Raw genomic sequence first — 19,205 nt, 5'->3', positions numbered from 1 at the left:
GATTACCTCCGTTCGGCGCGGGTCAGAAGCTGATCGAGCAGCTCGATCGCCAGATTGATTTCGTCGAAGGAGATGTTGAGGTTTGGCGCGAACGTGATGACGTTCTTGTGGTAACCACCGACATCGAGCACCAGGCCGTATTTGCGCCCGTTGACGATCATGTCGCCCTTCATGCCCTCATCCGACATCCAGTCGAGCGTGGCCTTGTCAGGCGTGAAGCTGTCGTCGAGGCAAATTTCCATCCGCAGCGCAAGGCCGAGCCCGTCCACTTCGCCGACGATCGCATGTTTGCTTTGCAACTGCTGCAAACCATCAAGGAAGGCGATGCCCTTCGCCATGACACTGGCGCCGATATTCTCTTCTTCGGCCATTTTAAGCGTTTCGAGGGCAACAGCCGTTCCCATCGGGTTGCTGGCGAAGGTGGAGTGCGTGGAACCGGGCGGGAAAATCGTCGGATTGATCATCTCTTCGCGTGCCCAAATGCCGGACAGCGGATTGAGACCATTGGTAATCGCCTTGCCGAAGACCAGAACGTCAGGGGAGACGCCGAAATGTTCGATCGACCAGAGCTTGCCCGTGCGGTAGACGCCCATCTGGATTTCGTCGACGACAAGAAGAATGCCGTGCTGATCGAGAACCTTCTTCAGCTCGACGAAGAAGTTCATCGGCGGGATCACGTAGCCGCCGGTGCCCTGAATGGGCTCGATGTAGAACGCCGCATATTCGGACTTGCCGGCCTTCGGATCCCAGACCCCGTTATATTCGCTCTCGAACAGGCGGGCGAACTTCTGGACGCAATAGTGGCCGTACTCTTCTTTCGACATGCCCTTCGGGCCGCGAAAATGGTAGGGAAACTCGATGAACTGGGCGCGTTCGCCAAAGTGCCCGTAACGACGACGGTAACGGTAAGACGAGGTGATGGATGTGGCGCCCAGCGTGCGACCATGATAACCGCCCTCGAAAGCGAACATCAGGCTTTTCCCGCCTGAAAAGTTCCGGACGATTTTCAGCGAGTCCTCCACCGCCTGTGAGCCGCCGACGTTGAAATGCACGCGACCCTTGCGGCCGAACTTTCTTTCCGCGTCCTGGGCGATCATCGTCGCCAGTTCGACCTTCTCACGATGGAGATATTGCGAGGCAACCTGGGGCAGTGTGTCCAGCTGGCGATGGGCTGCTGCATTGAGGCGCGGGTTGCGGTAGCCGAAATTGACCGCCGAGTACCACATCTGCAGATCGAGAAAGGCCGTCCCAGCCTCGTCATACATGAAGGAACCATCGCATCCCGAGAAGAACTTGGGATGATCCGTGTAGTGAACCGTGTCGCCGTGGGAGCAATAGGTCTCCTCCAGAAAGCGAAGGTCCTCTTCGGATACGGTATCTGGCTGGCCGTTAGCCGGCTTGATGAGAGAATGCATTTTCATATTCCTGATTAGGCGGTTTGGGAAAGGTGACGATCCGCTCCGCGAGCGGTGATGATGTGCCGCAGCCGTGCAGCCGCCTCGGTCTGCACATCCTTGAAAGTCGTGTAGGAGACGAAGGGGATGGCGTGGCTTGTGCAATGGGCGACCAGCTTGTGCTTTGCGAAAAGAAGGTCCGCACGCGCCGAGACGCAAAAATCGCTTCGCCCGTCGCCGACATAGAGGTGGGGCGTGTGCGATGCGACCACGGCGCATTTGCAAACGCCCGATCCGGCCTGGCAATCGGGCTGCATGAACGGTGCTTCCAATCGGTAGTGAAAGCGGCTCGCGTTCTTTTCGACACAGAGGCGATTGGCGATGATGTCGAGGTGACGGAGGCCGTGATTGGACAAGACGCGGTGAATGAAGCGATCGACCCCATCACTGACAACGGTAACGCGAATCGAATTTTTCGAGCACCAGCGGACGAATTCGGGGAACTCCGGGTCGATTTCGACTGTGTTGAGAAATTCATCGATGTCGTTCATGGCCGCTTGAATGAGCGTGATTTGCGCGCTCATGCATTGCCTCGCGTCGATGCGCCCCGCTTCCCAGGCCCGCTCGAGGTCGTGCCACTCCGCCGCCGCAAAGCGCTCGAGAACGGCATCCGTAACGTCGATCGTGGCGATCGTGCCGTCAAAATCGCAATAGGCGTGCATCAGCGCGCCATCCCTGTGCAGATGATGCCGCAAGACCTGGAAACGCGATAAGTGTTGCCAAACGTAGGCGACCGGCCGGACGCTGAGGGGCTATCGGCACGATAGGAGCGGGTTTTCACCGGCGATTGTTCGATTGTTGGTTTTTTCATATCCGAAAGGCTCTCCGTCAATTCCCAGCGCGTTGGGAAACGGAACAGTGCCGTTTACCGGTGCCGTGCTGGCGAAAAGGCAAGTGCGCCTCGTCTGTCGAGAAAGCGTGGAGAAAATCGTCGTGTTCGGTGGAGCGGGAACCCTCCGACCACATCACCGATTGACGCGCTTCAATAAGTTGGTCCAACTGCGGAAAGAATGCCGAAGCCGCACTGCGATCGCGACGTCAGCACGTTGAACCAATGTCGACGACGCTTGATCTCAACGCCTGCAAAAATTGCTTATCGAGAGACAATCCATGAACAACGCCCTCATCCTGATCATAGAAGACGACCCGGAAATATCCGATATCATCGAAACCTATTTCGCGCGCGAAGGCTTCCGCGTCGTCACCGCGAGTGACGGCACAGTTGGATTGGGCCATCATCAGCGCCTCCGGCCGGATCTGGTCGTGCTCGATATCAAGCTGCCGCGTCAGGACGGATATGAGGTGCTTGCCGCCATCAGGCGGGTGTCCGACACCCCTGTCATCATGGTGACGGCGCTTGCGGATGATCTGGACAAGCTGCAGGCTTTGCGCATCGGCGCCGATGACTATGTCGTCAAACCCTTCAATCCCCTTGAAATCGTTGCGCGCGCCAAGGCGGTCCTTAGGCGGGTTGCAGGACGCAGTCCGGACCATGTGTTTCGCGTTGGGCCGCTGAGCGTCGATCCCCAGGCACATCGTGCAGTGGTAGAAACGGGTTCCGAACATGTTGTCCTCGATTTGACCCGCACCGAATTTCGGATTCTGGCCCACATGGCGGCTTCCCCCAATCGCGTGTTTGAGCGCTCCGAACTGGTCGACGCCTGTCTCCCGGAAGGTGAGGCGCTCGACCGTACGGTCGACAGCCACGTCAGCAATCTCAGGCGCAAACTGACTGCCGCGGGCGCCGGAGGCGTTCTAACGGGTGTGCGCGGCGTAGGATACCGGATTGATGACATCTAAGCGTGCTAACCTGAACGCCGGGCTTGTACGGGCGATGGTGTTGCTGACACTATTGGCCTTCGTCGTCGTTTATGCCGGCCTGGTGGCTTATTTTTTCTTCATCTATGATTGGCTTTATCCCGACGCGGACTACGACAGTGCATGGCAGTTTGGTGATACGATCACTCTGGGCCTGCTGCTTGGGATAGGGATATTGACGGCCTCGTTCGTCGGCTGGAGGTTGGCGCGCTACGTCACCGAGCCGCTGAAATCCGTTGCGAGCGCAGCGAGAACGATTGCCCAAGGTGATTTTTCTGCGCGCGCCGTGCTTCCTCGCCGCAGCTTTGGCGAAGCGGGTGAGCTTGTCTCGGATTTCAACCTGATGGCTGAGCGGCTGGAGCGGGCAGAGACCGAACTCAAATATTCGAACTCCGCGATAGCCCATGAGTTGCGGACCCCGTTGACCATTTTGCGGGGCAGATTGCAGGGCCTGCTCGACGGTGCGTTTCAGCCCACCCCTCAGCTTTATCTTCGCCTCATTGCTCACGTCGACGACCTTGGCGGCATCGTCGAAGAGCTGCGGACGCTCGCGCTCAGCAATGCCGGGCAGCTCGATCTGCAATATTCTCGGCTGGATCTTGCATCGGAAGTCGCGGCCGCTGCCGATTCCATGGAGGATGACCTTTCAATCGCAGGCAGCCTGGTCGTGAGGCGGCTGAAGCCCGCTGTTACGATGGCAGACAAGCCCAGATTGCGTCAGGCGATCGTTGCTCTGCTCGATAATTGCCGGCGTTATGCCCCGCATTCCACCGTCTATCTCGAGACCTGGCAGGACAAGGATTATGTGTATTTCCGATGCACCGATACAGGTCCGGGCCTTGCCGATGAGAGCCGGAACCGCGCCTTTGAACGGTTTTGGCGGGCCGATGATTCCCGTAATCGTGTTTCCGGCGGTTCGGGCCTTGGTCTTCCAATTGTAAAGGCGATCATGCAGACGCACGGAGGCGACGCTGTCATTCTGCCGACCGAAGGACGCGGTTTTAGCATTGATCTGCGGCTGCCACGTCGGGAGGAGGCGCCGGTCTGACAATCAGACACGACTTGCTTTGCAGCGACGCCTCGCCGACGCCGAGCCGCGGGTAGCTCGCGCGAGGACAAAAGAGCCAAAGGGGATGGAAAGGAAGGGACGCTTCGGCGCCCCTCTTTCGTTTCAGGCCACCGATCATCGACGTTTTCTCCACATAATCTGGACCTGCACTTGGTTAGTGACACCCACGAGCAATCTCTGCTCTTAGCGTCGGCGCCAACGTGCCGGCGGAAATTTGATACGAGGTTTTCGATGCGAAACGCGCTCATTCTCGCGGCGGCAATTGCCGGCGCAGCCATCCTTGGAAACACCACCGCCCAGGCCGGTTCTTATGCCGCTGCCGAAATCAACATGCGGGCGGGTCCAAGCACACACTATCCTTCCATGGGTATCTTGGCCGAAGGTATGCCACTCAACGTCATCGGTTGCACGAAGGGTTTTCGTTGGTGCGATGTCGAGGCCGCAGGGCGCCGGGGCTGGGTGTCGGGTGCTTACATCGATATCGATCACGACGCGCAAAAGCTTCGGGTGCCCGCCTACGCCCATTTGGTGCATGAGCCGGTCGTGCCGACGGTGTCCTTCAATATTGGCACCTACTGGTCCGATCATTATGCCGACCAGGATTTCTATGGCGACATCGACACTTGGGATGACTTCGCCTGGGAAGACGATGTGCCACCGCCCGGTTGGGATTCCAATTGGTGAGACGGCGCTTAGGCGGATGGGTTGCCGTGCGACCCCCGCCCAAGGCATGCCGGGGCAGACGCTTCATGACAGAACGAAAACTTCTCGTTGTCTGCATCGTCTTCTCCATCCTTGAGGTGGTTTTTGCCTGGCATACGACCGGCTCGCAGATAAACGACCATTTGCGGACGAGCGTTCAGCAGGCCGCAACACCATGAGTCAGACGACAATGAAACGCAAAATCGCCAGAAAGAATCGTCTCATCATCGGCTCCGTCATCGCGGTTCTGGCGATCGGCGGGGCCTCGGCGCGGACGGTTTTTTCCGGGACGGATGATCAGGGCGAGATCGTTATGCCGGTTGTTCAGGGAACCGTCGAAGAAGCGGTTGTCGCCAGCGCCGTCCTTGAGCCTGCCCGATTGGTCAATGTCGGAGCACAGGTGTCCGGGCAGCTGAAAAACCTGCATGTCGAACTCGGGCAGAAGGTGAAGCAGGGCGATTTGATCGGCGAAGTCGATTCTACACCGCAGGCAAACGGTCTGCGGATCGCCAATGCCGCCCTTGCGAACCTGAAGGCACAGCGGCGTGCGCGGGACATACAGCGGCATCAGGCTGAACTTGCTTATAGCAGGCAGAAAACGCTCAACAGCGCGAACATTGTGTCCACCGCCAACCGGGAATCGGCTGAAGCGGCGTTTCGTGCCTTGCAGGCCGAAGTCGAGGCGCTCGACGCGCAAATCCTTCAGGCTTCGGTCGAAGTTGAGAATGCCGAGGTCAATCTCGGCTATACGAAAGTGCGCGCTCCGATCGACGGCACGGTTGTCGCCGTCGTCACCAAGGCAGGCCAAACGTTGAACGCCGTTCAGGCCGCACCGACAATCGTTTCTCTGGCGCAACTGGACACGATGCGTGTGAAAGTTCAGGTTTCGGAAACCGATATTGGGCGGGTCCGGGTTGGGCAAAACGTCCGTTTTACGATCATGGGTTATCCCGACAGCCCGATCTCGGCGAAACTTGAGCAGATCGAACCGGCGCCCACGACAATCGCAGCGGATTCCACGAGCGGCACGTCAGGCGCGGTTCAGGGTGTGCAGGCGGTATATTATAACGGCCTGTTCAAAACCCCCAATGCGGATGGCCGCCTCAGGCCCATGATGACCGCGTCCGTCAGAATTATCGTCGGCAAGGCAGAGAACGTCCCTCTCGTGCCCTGGTCGGCCCTCACCCATCGCGATGAGGACGGCCGCTATCATGTGCGGGTGCGTCAGGCTTCCGGCGCTGCGGTCGAGAAGCTCGTGACCGTTGGGCTGACGGATAAAATCAACAGTCAGATCATCGACGGGCTTTCCGTTGGCGATAAGGTCATCATACCCGCTGAAGGTGAAACGTCGACCAACACAGATATGGTGACGATGTGACCCCTCTTATCCACATCGACAATGTCTACCGCTCGTTTGTAGCCGGAGGCGAAAAAATCACCGCTCTGAACGGTGTCAGCCTTACGATCGAAGCGGGCGAGCTTGTCGCGATCGTTGGCGCCAGCGGTTCGGGCAAATCCACGCTCATGAATATCCTCGGATGTCTTGATCAGCCCACTGAGGGGGAGTATCTGATCGACGGCAAAAGTGTTTCAGGGCTGACTGCCGATGAGCTTGCGGCGTTGCGACGGGAACATTTCGGTTTCATCTTCCAGCGTTATCATCTGCTCGGTCCGCTCAAAGCCGTCGAGAACGTGGCAATGCCTGCCGTTTATGCCGGTTTGGATCCGGCTGCCCGTCATCGCCGGGCGAAGGCACTGCTGGATCGTCTTGGACTTGGCGAGCGTCTCGATCATCGCCCGGGGCAGCTTTCCGGAGGCCAGCAGCAGCGTGTCTCGATTGCCCGCGCCTTGATGAATGGTGGCGAAATCATTCTTGCAGACGAGCCCACCGGCGCACTTGACAGTAAAAGCGGCGAGAACGTTCTTGAGATCCTCAAGGAGCTGCACGGTGAAGGGCACACTGTCATCATGGTCACGCATGATATGCAGGTGGCGGCCAACGCCGATCGTATCATCGAAATCCGTGACGGCAGGATCGTTTCCGACCGAAGAACAAGGGATGTCCCGGAGGCAAGCATCTCGCTGCCACCCCGTGACGAAACACCGGTCGGCCGGTTTTCCGCCTTCCGGCAGCGCCTGTCCTATGCGGGTCCTATGGCGCTTCGCTCCATGGCAGCTCACCGCATCCGCACGTTCCTGACGATGCTCGGTATCATCATCGGCATCGCTGCCGTCGTTTGTGTTGTGGGTCTGGGGGAAGGATCGCGTCAGAAGGTTCTGGCTCAGATGAGCGAACTTGGGGCCAGCACGCTCTCCATCTATCCCGGGCGTGATTGGGGCGACGAGCGTGCGGCGAATATCACGTCTCTTGTCATTGCCGATGCCGAAGCGCTCTCTGCGCAATCCTACGTGCGCGGTGTGACGCCGCTCATCTACGTTTCGGCGCGCGCACGCTCAGACCATGCGTCTCTGACCACAAACATCAACGGCGTCGGGCACGACTATTTCACCATTAACGGCATGAAGCTGATAGCGGGCAGGGGCTTCGCCTCCGGGACGCCATCGAGGCTCGGCCAGCAGGCCATTCTGGATGACAGGACAGCAGCTGCACTGTTCCCTAATAAGCGGGTTCCGCTTGGGCGCACCATCATGATCGACCGCATGCCGGCGACGGTGGTGGGCGTTGTCCAACGGCCGAGAAGCGCTGCGGGCGACAGAACATTGCAGATCTATGTTCCCCATTCCAGCGTTGCGGGCAGGGTGTCTGGAACTGCCAGCAGCCTCGGCGGATTGACCGTGCGTGTGGCAGATGGCGTCGATACAGCGGCCGCAGAACGCGCGATCGTCAACCTTGTTACCCGGCGGCATGGGACAAAGGACTTCTATGTTTTCAACAGTGATCAGATGCGAAAGGCGCTTGAGAAGACTTCCGGCACGATGACCCTTTTGATTTCGTCGGTTGCCGTTATTTCGCTGATCGTGGGCGGCATCGGCGTCATGAACATCATGCTCGTGTCCGTCACGGAGAGGACGCGCGAAATCGGGCTCCGAATGGCCGTGGGCGCAAGACGCCTCGACATTCTGTTACAATTTCTCATCGAGGCGGTCTTGATTTGCCTGGCGGGCTCGGTCGTGGGCATAGCCCTCGCGTTTACGATCGCGGCAATCATCGGCGATCAACAGGGTGAGATGCCGATGATCATCTCCATGCAGGCGGCGCTCGGATCCTGCGTCGTCGCTTTTCTGATTGGCCTCACCTTCGGCTTCCTGCCCGCCAGCAATGCGGCGCGGCTCGATCCGGTGGACGCTTTGTCGAGAGAGTAAGTGGCAATATCATGGATTGTGCCATCCAAGCGAAAGAGAGAGTTCAATGAGCAGACACGGAAATTCCGTCGATGTGACGCTGGATATAGCGCAGGAGGCGGATTTACCCGATTTCAAGAAGGCCTTGCAGCGCGCCTTCATGCTCGCCGTTGTGGAGGAAATGGGGGCGACGGTCGAGACGATCCCGGCTGACGAGGACATTGAAGGCGCATTTCAGGCTCCCGGCTCTGTCGCGCTTCGCGTTCTCGCCGACGGGATGTGGGTGGGAGGTGCGGTCGTTACGATAGACGACAAGACGCACGAGAATGAGCTCGCCTTTTTTTATGTGGAGCCGGATGAGCATGGCCGTGGCGTCGGCCAGAAAGCGTGGAAAGAGATAGAGCGGCGGTATCCTGAAACCCGCTTATGGACGACGCACACGCCCTATTTCGAAAAGCGCAACATTCACTTCTACGTCAACAAGTGCGGGTTCAAGATCGTCGAATATTACAATTCGCGGCATCCTGACCCGCACGATACGCAGGACGCTGATCCCAATGACAGTGGCATGTTCAGATTCGAGAAAAACATGGCCTGTGCAAAACGCTAATCCTTCCCTGCGATCTTGTCGGTGAAATGGGCCAATAATCCACCTCACCGGTGATTGCCGACGCCGTCTGACCAGCGTCTCGTCTTGTGATCGGCTCCCGACCCGCATCAAACCATGCGGGAAAGGACGTCGGTCGGACCGCCCTTGTCCATCAGCCGGTGTTTCAGCGCTCCCAGCACGTGAACTCCGATCAGCACCAGAATGGCGTAGGCGCCGTACCTGTGCAGCGTCTGGAAGACAATAAAGGCATTGTCGTTCTTGGGAAGCAGTTCCGGCAGATGCGGAATGAAGAAAAATGGGACACCATCACTCTGCGAAAAACTGCTGGAGAGCGAATAGCCGAGCAGCGGAACAAGGAGTGTGAGGAGAATGAGAAGCTTGTGAACTGCATGCGAGAGGATTCTCTCCCAAGGCGCAAGCGCCGAGGGCGCTGGCGGCATGCTCGTTGCGTAACGCGAGCGAAGCGCAAGGTGGACAAGTGCAAGCAGCCAGACGAGAATGCCGAACTGCTTGTGGTTGGGATAGAAGATCGAGGCGATCACCATATCGCTTTCCGGCAGGCGCGTCATATACCACCCCGATACGATGAGCCCGATGATCAGGGCGGCTCTTACCCAGTGAAGACAGCGGATCGGAAGCGGGTATTTAACGGCCTTGGGATTGTCGGTGTCGATGGCTGACTTCACGATGGTTTCCTTGATGGGAATAGTTATCTCGCCAGATTGGCGCTGGCGAATGAGAAAGAGGGGCTCAGTGGCCCGCCTTGACGTTTTTGAGGGCAAGGAATACGGCTGCCGAAAGCAGGCCGATCAGCGTGCCCGCCGCGGTCAACAGAACCGCATGCGCCTGCGAAAAGGCACTCTTGCCGGCGGTTACCAGTGCCGCAGCGACGTTTTCGGGCAGTTTGCCTGCCAGTACGTAGGTATCTCCGATCGAATGGCGTGCAGCATCTGCGAGTTCTGCCGGAACGCCTGCCGGGAGAACCAGTGCACCCATATAGATTGCCGACAGCGCCACGCCGAAGAAGGTGATACCGAGGCCGGCGCCAAGCTCGTAGCCGGTTGCCTCGAGCGAACCGGCGGCACCGGCTTTCTCAGCCTCCACGGCTCCCATGATGGCGATCGATGAAGCCGTGAGGCCGATGCTGAGCGATAGTCCGAGCAGCATCAGACATGCCGGTACGATAAGGCCGGGGTCATGAAAATCCATTCGCGCCAGCCAAAGAAGGCACAGAGAGGCAATCAGCAGGGACGCGCTTGCGACCGAGCGAAGGCCGAGCCGGTTCGACAGGAAACCGGCGAAAGGGCCGCCAACAGCGGCAGCAATCATGATGGGCAGCATGAAGAGGCCCGCCTGCAGCGGCGTCTTGTCGAGAACAAACTGCATCTCCTGGGCAAGGGTCAGTTCGACACCCGCCAGCGCCCCCGACGTGACGATCGCCATCGCCACACCCGTCACGATCGCGGGGCGGGAAAAGAGGGCTATGTCAAGCATTGGCTGCGCGACCGAAAGCTGGGAGCGAATGAAAATCGCCAGGGCCGTTGCGCCGACGAGAAGAGCGAGCACGACGATCACAAACGGCTGCTTGCCACCGAAACCGGTTTTGACGGCATAGACCAGTCCGATGAGACCGACGATCAGCAACAGAGCCTGGCTTATCTGCCACTTGCCGGGAGAAACCATTTCGTTTTTCGGCAGGATGAAAGCAATGATCGGCATGATGACGAGCACGACGGGAATATTGATCAGGAAGACCGATCCCCACCAGAAATGCTCGAGAAGCGCGCCGCCCACCAGTGGGCCGACGGCGGCGCCGGCGGCACCGACCGTGCCCCAGAGACCGAGCGCCATCGCGCGTTCGCCCGGGTCTTCGAACGTGCGCCTGATAATGCCGAGAACGCAAGGCATTATCATCGACGCGCCGAAGGCAAGCAGGACACGCCCGGCGATCAACATCCAGGGCGTCAGCGAAAATGCAGCCACGAGGGAGGCGATGCCAAAAACGAACAGGCCGGTCAGCAGCATTTTTCTATGACCTATCCTGTCGGCAAGGGTTCCCATCGGCACGAGCAATCCGGCCATCAGGAGAGAATAGATGTCTATGATCCAGAGCACCTGCGTGGTTGAGGCTTGCAGAGCCAGCGTCAGCGACGGCACGGCGATGTGAAGGATCGTCATGTCGATCACAACGGGCGTAAATGCCAGCATGACCGCAATGAGAATGAACCACCGACGCGCGTGCAGCGCGGAGGGTGGCGTGACGTTATTCGGGTCGACAGACACCGTCATTGTTTTCACCATCAGAAGTCTTGATCGCGCAAGGCTGATCCCGGCTGAAGCCGCGGCCTGTACCGTATTGGCAGCCCTTTGTCGTTCCATGGAGGCATTGTGGAGAAAGCGTGGAGACGACGTCCTTCGGTCACGCGGTGACCGTGGTCAGGAGACCGGCCGGGCGAGCGAAATTTCGAACATCGCGCCGCCTTTGGCGGATGGCGCATACCGAATCCTGCCGCCATGGGCCTCCACGATCGCGCGCACCACGGACAGACCAAGCCCGTTGCCGGCCTTTTCATGAAGGCTGGTCCTGGCGCCTCTTCTGAAGGGTTCAAAGGCCCAGGGCGCGATATCGTCACCGAGACCAGGGCCTTCATCGATAACGCGCAGGCGCGTGACGCGGTCTTCGACCCCAAGCGTCACATCGATAGCGCCGCGCACGGCGTGACGGCGCGCATTCGTCACGAGGGCAAGAAGCACCTGCCGAATCCGCATAGAATCCGCCTGAACCACGACATCGGCGAGGCTGAGCCGAAGTTCGAAACCCTCCTCCCGCAGTTCCTGTTCCAGCAGGTTACCAAGCTGTTCGATTTCCTGCTTCAGCCGCACCGGCTCGATGCGCAGGTCAAGGTGGCCGCTGTCCGCCAGCGTCACAGTGCGCAGATCCTCGACAAGCCGCGCCAGCGAATCCACTTGCATCACGAGGGCATGAAGCGAGGTTTCGTCAGGTTCGAACACGCCGTCTATCATCCCTCGAAGACGGCCCTTCAGGATCGTGAGCGGGGTGCGCAACTCGTGGGCAATTGTGGCGTTCCAGAGTTTCATATCGGCCGCCATGTCCTCGAGACGCTGCGCCATGGCGTTAAAATCCTGGACGAGATGGGCGGTTTCCCCAAGCGACTGGTCCCCCGGCAGAGCGCGCGCGGAGAGATCGCCGTCCTTGATGCGTCGTGCGCTTTGGGCAAGTGATTCAAGCGGCTGTAGAATACGCCGGGTCAATCGGACTGATGCGATAGCGGCGACGATGAGGGCTATGAAGATGAGAATGGAGAGGATGATGAAGTCGACGCCTGTTAGCCAACTCTCCTCGTATTGCGACCATGGCGAAAAGTAAAAAATGATGCCGAAGGCGATATAGGTGCCGAAAAAGACCACCAGACAGACAACCACGGTCATTGATGACATGGCCAGCAATATTTGCCGGCTGAGGCCCTTCTTCAGCATCATGGCTCGACCGCCAGACGGTAGCCGACGCCACGAATGCTGGCGAGCATTCCCTCTCCGCCGGCCTGATCGAGCTTTTTGCGCAATTTGCTGAGATGGCTGTCGATGGTGCGGTCGAGTGCATCGGAACCGGGAAGGCAGGCGTCGACCAGCTCCCCCCGGGTGAAAACCTTGGTCGGCGTTCGCGCCAGATGTGTCAGCAGGCGGAACTCTGTCAAGGTGAGCGACAGTCGGATAGTTTCGCCGTCTTTGTCGACCTTTGCCTGATAGCTGTCGAGATCGATGGTTAGATTGCCGACCCGGACGACGGCACCCGCCTGGGCGAGCCCGGCGCGTCTGAGGACTGCCTTTGCCCGCGCCACCACCTCGATTGGGTTGAACGGTTTGACGATGTAGTCGTCGGCTCCGATGCGCAGCCCCTGAAGGCGGTCGACATCCTCGTCGAGCGCGGTAACCATGATGACGGGGGTATGGCCGCGCCTTTGTATCTCGGCCAGAACCGCCCATCCGTCCAGCCGCGGCATGGTGACGTCAGCCAGAACAATATCGGGTTTGAGTGAGCGGTGGAGTTCAAGGGCCACCTTGCCGTCGCGGGCATGCGCCGTGCGGAAACCCTCGCGGACAAAATAAGCCTCGAGTATGCCGGCAATTTCCATGTCGTCTTCAGCGATCAAGACCAGTTCAGCCATCGTCTTCACACTCCTTGACACCTCCATGCCACCGAATGTCGGCGCCGTCGAGTGAGAGACTGCGGCCTCCACGAAACCTCAACAATTCCTACACATAGCCACCACCCTCAGATCATAGAGGGTCGCCATCAAAGAGATTTTTCAAGAATTCAATGGTGGACATACATGCAACGCGGATCACGCTTCTGGAAACTCGGCGCATTGTGCCTGCCGATCATTCTTCTGTGTTCATGCAGCGACAGCGGGCAGGGCGAAGGCAGCGCCTCCGAAGTAGCGGCGCCTGCACGCGTCAGTGTCATGACGGTAAAGCCGGAAACGGTGACGGTGACGGTGTATGACGAGCTACCAGGCAGGGTTTCGGCCTATCGGACTGCGGAAATCCGCGCCCAGGTGGGCGGCATCATCCAGAAGAAGCTCTTCACCGAAGGCGCGTTCGTCAAAGCCGACACGCCCCTGTTCGAGATCGACCCTGCACCGTTCTCCGCCGATGTGGATGCGGCAGCCGCCGTGCTTGCGCGCACAGAGGCAGAACTTCTCAATGCCCAGGTCAAATATGAACGGGCGAAATCCCTGTCGTCGCGCGAGATCACCAGCACCGAGTCCTTCAACAATGCAACGGCGGCTTTGGCGCAGGCAAAGGCAAATGTGGCGGAGGCCAGGGCCATTCTGGCGCGGCGAAAGCTGGAGCTTTCCTATGCCACCTTACGCAGTCCCATCGGCGGCGTCATTGGCCAGTCGTTCATGAGCGAAGGCGGGCTTGCCTCGGCCTCTGCAACGACACCGCTTGCCGTCATTCAGCAGATCGATCAGGTCTATGTGGACGTTCGCCAATCCGCTATGAGCCTTGAAGCGCTGCGCGACACGGCTGCAGAGGCGGGATCGCAAAATCCGGACGAACTGCCGGTCAAGATCGCGACGATTGCCGGTAAACCCTTTGCCCATGACGGAAAGATCCTGTTTTCGGATATTTCCGTCGATAGCGCCACGGGAAGCCTTGGTATTCGCATCCTCGTCAGCAACCCGGAGGAGCAGTTGCTTCCGGGCATGTATATCCGCGCCATGGTGCCTCGCGCCATCTACAGCGACGCAATTCGCGTGCCGCAGGAAGCCATTACCCGCGATCCAGCCGGTCGGCCTCAGATCGTCGTCATCGGACAAGACAAGACCGGTGTGCGACGAACCGTGGAGTTGGGGCCGATAACGGACGGTCAATACATCGTCACATCAGGACTTGCCGCCGGAGAAACGGTCGTCGTCCTGGGGCAGGATCGCGTCGAAAACGCACAGCCGCTTGAGACAGTACCCTTTTCCCTCGCCGCGCCAGAGACAAAAAGCTAAGGAGCGGACATATCATGCCGCAGTTTTTCATTAACAGGCCGGTTTTCGCCTGGGTTATCGCCATTTTGATCGTGATTGCCGGGGTCATTTCCATCCCCCAGCTCCCGGTCTCGCGCTTTCCCGTCATCGCGCCGCCAAGCGTCTCGATCTATGCCACCTATACCGGCGCGACGCCGAAGACGATCAATGACAGCGTTACCAGCCTAATCGAGCGCGAACTTTCGAGCGCCAAGAATATCCTTTATTTCGACTCGTCGGCCGACTCCTCCGGTTCCGCCAACATCACGGTCACCTTCAAGCCCGGCACCAATCCCGAGCTTGCCCAGGTGGATGTGCAGAACAGGCTGAAGGCCGTGGAGCCGCGCCTGCCGGAACAGGTTCGCCGCGCGGGTTTGACTGTTGAATCTGCATCGTCCGGCTTCCTGATGATCGTTTCGCTGAAGTCGAAAAACGGGTCGCTCGACGCGCTTGCCCTTGACGATTATCTCGTGCGCAATATCGCGCCCGAGCTCAAGCGCGTCGGCGGCGTCGGCCGTGTGCAGTCGTTCGGTTCGGAAGCGGCGATGCGCATCTGGCTCGATCCCGTCCGCCTTGTCGCCCATTCCATCTCGATGGCTGAGGCGACCCAAGCGATCCAACAGCAGAATGTTCCGGTCGCCCCTGGACGCCTCGGTGAATCTCCAACTGTGCCGGGCCAGAAGGTCACCGTGCCGCTGAATGTAAACGGCCAGTTGCAGACCCCGGAACAATTCGCGCAGATCATCCTGCGCTCCAATTCCGATGGTTCCAGACTGACATTGGGGGACGTCGCGACAATCGAAGTTGGATCCCAGAGCTCAAGCTTCTCCATCCTCGACGGCGGTAAACCCGCAACGGCGGCCGCCATTCAGATGACGCCGGGCGCCAACGCGGTAAGCACGTCCAATGGCGTGCGTGAGCGTCTGGCGGAGCTTGCCGCGACCATGCCGCAGGGGATGGAATACGCCATTTCCTATGACACGGCGCCGTTCGTTAAGGTTTCCATCCAGAAGGTGGTTCAGACGCTCGCCGAAGCCATGGTCCTGGTTTTCCTGATCATGCTGCTGTTCATGCAAAACCTGCGTTACACGCTCATCCCCGCCATCGTCGCGCCTATCGCCCTTCTCGGTACATTCGCGGTCATGCTGGCGATCGGTTATTCGATCAACGCGCTGACGATGTTCGGCATGGTTCTCGCAATCGGCATCATTGTCGACGACGCCATCGTCGTCGTAGAAAATGTCGAGCGTCTGATGGCAACGGAAGGGCTTTCGCCTCTTGAAGCGACCCGCAAAGCGATGACGGAAATATCCGGCGCCGTCATCGGCATCACGCTTGTTCTGACGGCGGTTTTCCTACCGATGGGCATGGCTTCCGGTTCGGTTGGGGCAATCTACCGGCAGTTTACCGTGTCGATGGCCGTTTCGATTCTGTTCTCGGCCTTCCTTGCGCTCAGCCTCACGCCCGCGCTGTGCGCAACGTTGCTGAAGCCGATCAGTCCCGATCACCATCAGAGAAAGGGATTCTTCGGCTGGTTCAACCGTGCTTTTGAACGCCTGACCGAGCGGTACGCCGGCTGGGTCGCCATCCTCCTGCGCAAGACCGGACGGACCATGGTGGTCTACCTCGCGATCATCGGCGCGGTCGCCTATGGGTATGCGACTGTGTCAACGGCCTTTGTGCCGGATGAAGATCAGGGCTCGTTCATGACATCCTACACTCTACCGGCGGATGCCACGGCGGAACGGACGCGCGCTGTCGTCGATCTGTTCGAAGAACACGTCAAGACCCGGTCGGATATTGCCAATAATTTGACGATTACGGGTTTCGGCTTTTCGGGCTCGGGACCAAACACCGCCATGTCCTTCACAACGCTCAAGGAGTGGGGCGAACGCAAGATAACCGTCGATGAAGAAGTAAATGCCGCGACGGTCGCGATGGCTACGGCAGAGGAGGGACAGGTTTTCAGCCTCAAGCCACCGGCAATCGATGAACTCGGCACGACATCGGGTTTTGCGTTGAGGTTGCAGGACCGTGCCAACCACGGGGCAGAGGCGCTTGCCAAGGCTGTGGCCCAGCTCACGCAGCTCGCGGCTGAGAGCAGGCTCGTTCGCGATGTACGCATGGATGGACTTCCCCGTGGTCCAAGCGTCACCTTGAACGTCGACCGGCAGAAAGCAAGCGCGCTCGGCGTGCCCTATTCAACCATCGCCGATACGCTGAGCGGCGCGGTCGGCTCGACCTACGTCAATGATTTCCCACGCGATGGACGCCTGCAGCAGGTGATCTTGCAGGCAAAGGCCTCAAGCCGGATGCAGGTGGATGACGTTCTCAACCTCCACGTCCGCAACGATGCCGGCAAGATGGTCCGTCTCTCGGAAATCGTCAAACCCGAATGGTCAACAATGCCGCTGCAATTCACCCGCTATAACGGGTATCCATCCAGCAGCATTTCTGGCTCCGCCGCACCAGGCGTCTCCAGCGGCAAGGCGATGCAGGAAATGGAGCGGCTCGCCGCGAAATTACCGAAAGGCTTTGCGGTTGAGTGGACCGGTCAATCGTTGCAGGAACGCCAGTCCGGTGCGCAGGCACCGATTTTGATGGCCTTTTCATTCCTCATCGTTTTCCTGGTGCTCGCAGCGCTTTACGAAAGCTGGGCCGTTCCGCTCTCCGTCATGATGGTCGTGCCGCTTGGCATCCTTGGGGCCGTCATCGCGGTTCATCTGCGCGGGTTGGAAAACGACGTGTTCTTCAAAGTCGGCCTCATCACACTCATCGGCCTGTCGGCAAAAAATGCGGTGCTGATCGTGGAGTTTGCGCGAAAGAGGCAGCAGGATGGACAATCCCTCAAGGACGCCGTCATCGAAGCCTCCCGACTTCGACTGCGGCCCATCGTCATGACCTCGCTCGCCTTTACGCTCGGCATCGTTCCGCTCGTTATCGCCAGGGGCGCAAGTTCCGAAACACAAAATGCGATCGGAACGGGTCTTTTCGGCGGGATGATTTCCGCAACCGTCCTTGCCGTTTTGTTCGTCCCTGTGTTTTACGTCATCGTGGCGTCGGTGAGACGACCCTGAAAAGAGGAGTTATGAGGGTGCGCAGGCGCCCTCATAATGACCTGGACGGAATCCATCGCCGGACGAACCCTTCGTGTTATATCCTTTCAACCAGCGTCTCCTTGTTTGGGGAACAAGTGCAGGGCAACGGTTGAGTCATACCCAGCCGCTTGGCACGCCCGCAAGTCCGGCCTTCGAACCCGAACTCAGTAAAAAACTGACGGCGCCGCGAACGATTTCCTGCTCCGTCCGGTGCAAGCCTTCTCTTGGCACCTTTTCTCCAATCCCCTGTGGTTTCAGCGCACCGGCCTCCAGGATCCATATCGCTCCAGACCATGCCAATCAGGGCGCTCCGCGAACAGGCGGGGTTGAGTGGTGGCGTGGGCTCGCCAAATGCAGATCACTGTTGCAGAAATCGCTCGGCCAAGCGCGCCCATAGGGCTGCTCCGACCGTGAGAGTTTCGTCGGCGAAGTCATATTTGGCGCTGTGCAGCATGGCAGAATTCATGCCGTTGCCAAGGCGCAGAAAGCTCCCGGGCTTCTTTTCGAGGAAATAGGAGAAGTCCTCGCTGCCGGGAATGAGCGGGCAGGTGGTGACCTTGTCGCTTCCAATCAGTTCCTCCGCCACGCACCGCGCAAAGGCGGTTTCGGCTTCCGAATTGGCAACGACTGGATAGCCGTGCTCATACTCGATATCGATGGCGGCGTCATAGGCTTCCGCCATGGATTGCGCGAGCTTGGTGATGCGACGCTCCAGCAGATCGCGCACCTTGGGTTCGAAGCAGCGCACGCTGAGCGCCAGTTTCGCATATTCCGGAATGACGTTGACCGCCTCTCCCGCATGGATGGTACCGACGGTGACTACCGCCGTCTGGGTGGGGTCGATGTTGCGCGAAACGACGGTCTGGAGTGCAACGACGAGGTTACAGGCCACGACGATCGGATCGACCGTCAGATGTGGGCGGGACGCGTGGCCGCCCTTGCCCCTGACCGTGATCTTAACCGTGTCGGAAGACGCCATCATCGGTCCGGAGCGCGTCAAAATTGTGCCTTCCGGTGCGCCGGGATGATTGTGCAGACCGAAAATCGCGTCGATGGGGAAGCGCTCGAAAAGGCCGTCCTCAATCATTTTCTGCGCGCCGGAGGGTTTGCCGTTTTCTTCTGCGGGCTGGAAGATCAGGGTCACGGTGCCATCGAAGCGGCGCGTGCGTGCCAGATATTCGGCAGCGCCGAGCAGAACGGTCGTATGGCCATCATGGCCGCAGGCGTGCATCTTGCCGGGGGTCTTGCTGGCATAGGCAAGCCCGGTCTCTTCCATGATCGGCAGTGCATCCATATCGGCGCGAATGCCGATGCTCTTGCTCCCGCTGCCGTTTTTCAGGCGGGCGACGACGCCGTGACCGCCGACATTGCGGGTCACCTCAAAGCCCCAGGCTTCGAGTTTCTCCGCCACATAGCGAGCGGTTTCTACCTCTTCCTGTGAAAGCTCGGGATTGGCGTGCAGATATTGGCGCGTGGCCTTGAGTTCCGCCTCCATGGGCTCGAAATCGGAAACGCGGGCATATTGGTTGTCGTTTAGCATGGGTCCACCAGGGTCTTGAAAAGGACGCCAGCCGTTAAATGGCGTCAAGTTGGGGAGAAAACGTCTCG

Annotated in this window: 16 protein-coding genes; 9 read left to right on the top strand and 7 right to left on the bottom strand. The window is 59.1% G+C overall.

All coding sequences use genetic code 11. From position 1 onward, the window contains the following. Positions 1–2: 2 nt before the first annotated feature. Both BS627_RS10630 and BS627_RS10625 read right to left on the bottom strand, forming a co-directional pair. Entirely contained in the window at positions 3–1,415 is a 1,413-nt protein-coding gene (locus BS627_RS10630) for an aspartate aminotransferase family protein (protein ID WP_077983208.1), read from the bottom strand. Between the two features lie 14 nt (positions 1,416–1,429). Then, positions 1,430–2,116, bottom strand: coding sequence for an MtnX-like HAD-IB family phosphatase (locus BS627_RS10625; protein ID WP_077983184.1), 687 nt, complete (start codon positions 2,114–2,116; stop codon positions 1,430–1,432). A 448-nt stretch (positions 2,117–2,564) separates the two neighbouring features. Here BS627_RS10625 and BS627_RS10620 point away from each other — a divergent pair, with 448 nt between their 5' ends. From BS627_RS10620 to BS627_RS10595, 7 genes are all read left to right on the top strand, one after another. Next, positions 2,565–3,254, top strand: coding sequence for a response regulator (locus BS627_RS10620; protein WP_077983183.1), 690 nt, complete (start codon positions 2,565–2,567; stop codon positions 3,252–3,254). Next, complete coding sequence (locus tag BS627_RS10615; protein WP_077983182.1) at positions 3,244–4,320, top strand: ATP-binding protein; 1,077 nt, start codon at positions 3,244–3,246, stop codon at positions 4,318–4,320. The genes BS627_RS10620 and BS627_RS10615 overlap by 11 nt, the downstream gene beginning before the upstream one ends. Before the next feature lie 252 nt (positions 4,321–4,572). Then, the gene (locus BS627_RS10610; RefSeq protein ID WP_077983181.1) at positions 4,573–5,025 is read left to right on the top strand and encodes an SH3 domain-containing protein; all 453 of its coding nucleotides are present in this window, start codon (positions 4,573–4,575) and stop codon (positions 5,023–5,025) included. Between the two features lie 65 nt (positions 5,026–5,090). Then, on the top strand, positions 5,091–5,222 hold the full coding sequence (locus BS627_RS24950) for a hypothetical protein (protein ID WP_276327079.1): 132 nt from the start codon (positions 5,091–5,093) through the stop codon (positions 5,220–5,222). A gap of 11 nt (positions 5,223–5,233) precedes the next feature. Beyond that, entirely contained in the window at positions 5,234–6,421 is a 1,188-nt protein-coding gene (locus BS627_RS10605; RefSeq protein WP_245307085.1) for an efflux RND transporter periplasmic adaptor subunit, read from the top strand. Further along, positions 6,418–8,367: a MacB family efflux pump subunit gene (locus BS627_RS10600; protein WP_077983180.1), complete on the top strand. Its 1,950-nt coding sequence runs from the start codon at positions 6,418–6,420 to the stop codon at positions 8,365–8,367. Before BS627_RS10605 ends, BS627_RS10600 begins: the two co-directional genes overlap by 4 nt. 46 nt (positions 8,368–8,413) lie before the next feature. Beyond that, positions 8,414–8,956 carry a GNAT family N-acetyltransferase gene (locus tag BS627_RS10595; protein ID WP_077983179.1) on the top strand — a complete coding sequence of 181 codons (543 nt, stop codon included), beginning with the start codon at positions 8,414–8,416 and terminating at the stop codon, positions 8,954–8,956. A 107-nt stretch (positions 8,957–9,063) separates the two neighbouring features. On the opposite strand, the gene BS627_RS10590 is transcribed toward BS627_RS10595, so the two are convergent. From BS627_RS10590 to BS627_RS10575, 4 genes are all read right to left on the bottom strand, one after another. Then, positions 9,064–9,642 carry a cytochrome b gene (locus tag BS627_RS10590; RefSeq protein ID WP_077983178.1) on the bottom strand — a complete coding sequence of 193 codons (579 nt, stop codon included), beginning with the start codon at positions 9,640–9,642 and terminating at the stop codon, positions 9,064–9,066. A 64-nt stretch (positions 9,643–9,706) separates the two neighbouring features. Beyond that, entirely contained in the window at positions 9,707–11,245 is a 1,539-nt protein-coding gene (locus BS627_RS10585) for an MFS transporter (protein WP_077983206.1), read from the bottom strand. Positions 11,246–11,392: 147 nt separating this feature from the next. Beyond that, positions 11,393–12,457 carry an ATP-binding protein gene (locus tag BS627_RS10580; RefSeq protein ID WP_077983177.1) on the bottom strand — a complete coding sequence of 355 codons (1,065 nt, stop codon included), beginning with the start codon at positions 12,455–12,457 and terminating at the stop codon, positions 11,393–11,395. After that, positions 12,454–13,143, bottom strand: a complete 690-nt coding sequence (locus BS627_RS10575) for a response regulator (RefSeq protein ID WP_077983176.1) — start codon at positions 13,141–13,143, stop codon at positions 12,454–12,456. Before BS627_RS10575 ends, BS627_RS10580 begins: the two co-directional genes overlap by 4 nt. A gap of 165 nt (positions 13,144–13,308) precedes the next feature. Here BS627_RS10575 and BS627_RS10570 point away from each other — a divergent pair, with 165 nt between their 5' ends. After that, complete coding sequence (locus BS627_RS10570) at positions 13,309–14,481, top strand: efflux RND transporter periplasmic adaptor subunit (protein WP_077983175.1); 1,173 nt, start codon at positions 13,309–13,311, stop codon at positions 14,479–14,481. 14 nt (positions 14,482–14,495) lie between these two features. Continuing rightward, positions 14,496–17,576, top strand: a complete 3,081-nt coding sequence (locus BS627_RS10565; RefSeq protein ID WP_077983174.1) for a multidrug efflux RND transporter permease subunit — start codon at positions 14,496–14,498, stop codon at positions 17,574–17,576. Positions 17,577–17,955: 379 nt separating this feature from the next. Here BS627_RS10565 and BS627_RS10560 read toward each other — a convergent pair whose 3' ends face one another. After that, the gene (locus BS627_RS10560) at positions 17,956–19,137 is read right to left on the bottom strand and encodes a M20 aminoacylase family protein (RefSeq protein WP_077983173.1); all 1,182 of its coding nucleotides are present in this window, start codon (positions 19,135–19,137) and stop codon (positions 17,956–17,958) included. Positions 19,138–19,205 lie beyond the last annotated feature (68 nt).

Source organism: Agrobacterium salinitolerans (assembly GCF_002008225.1).
GTDB classification, from domain to species: domain Bacteria; phylum Pseudomonadota; class Alphaproteobacteria; order Rhizobiales; family Rhizobiaceae; genus Agrobacterium; species Agrobacterium salinitolerans.
Note: the sequence above shows the minus strand (reverse complement) of the source record. Positions and strands in the feature narration are given on the sequence as shown.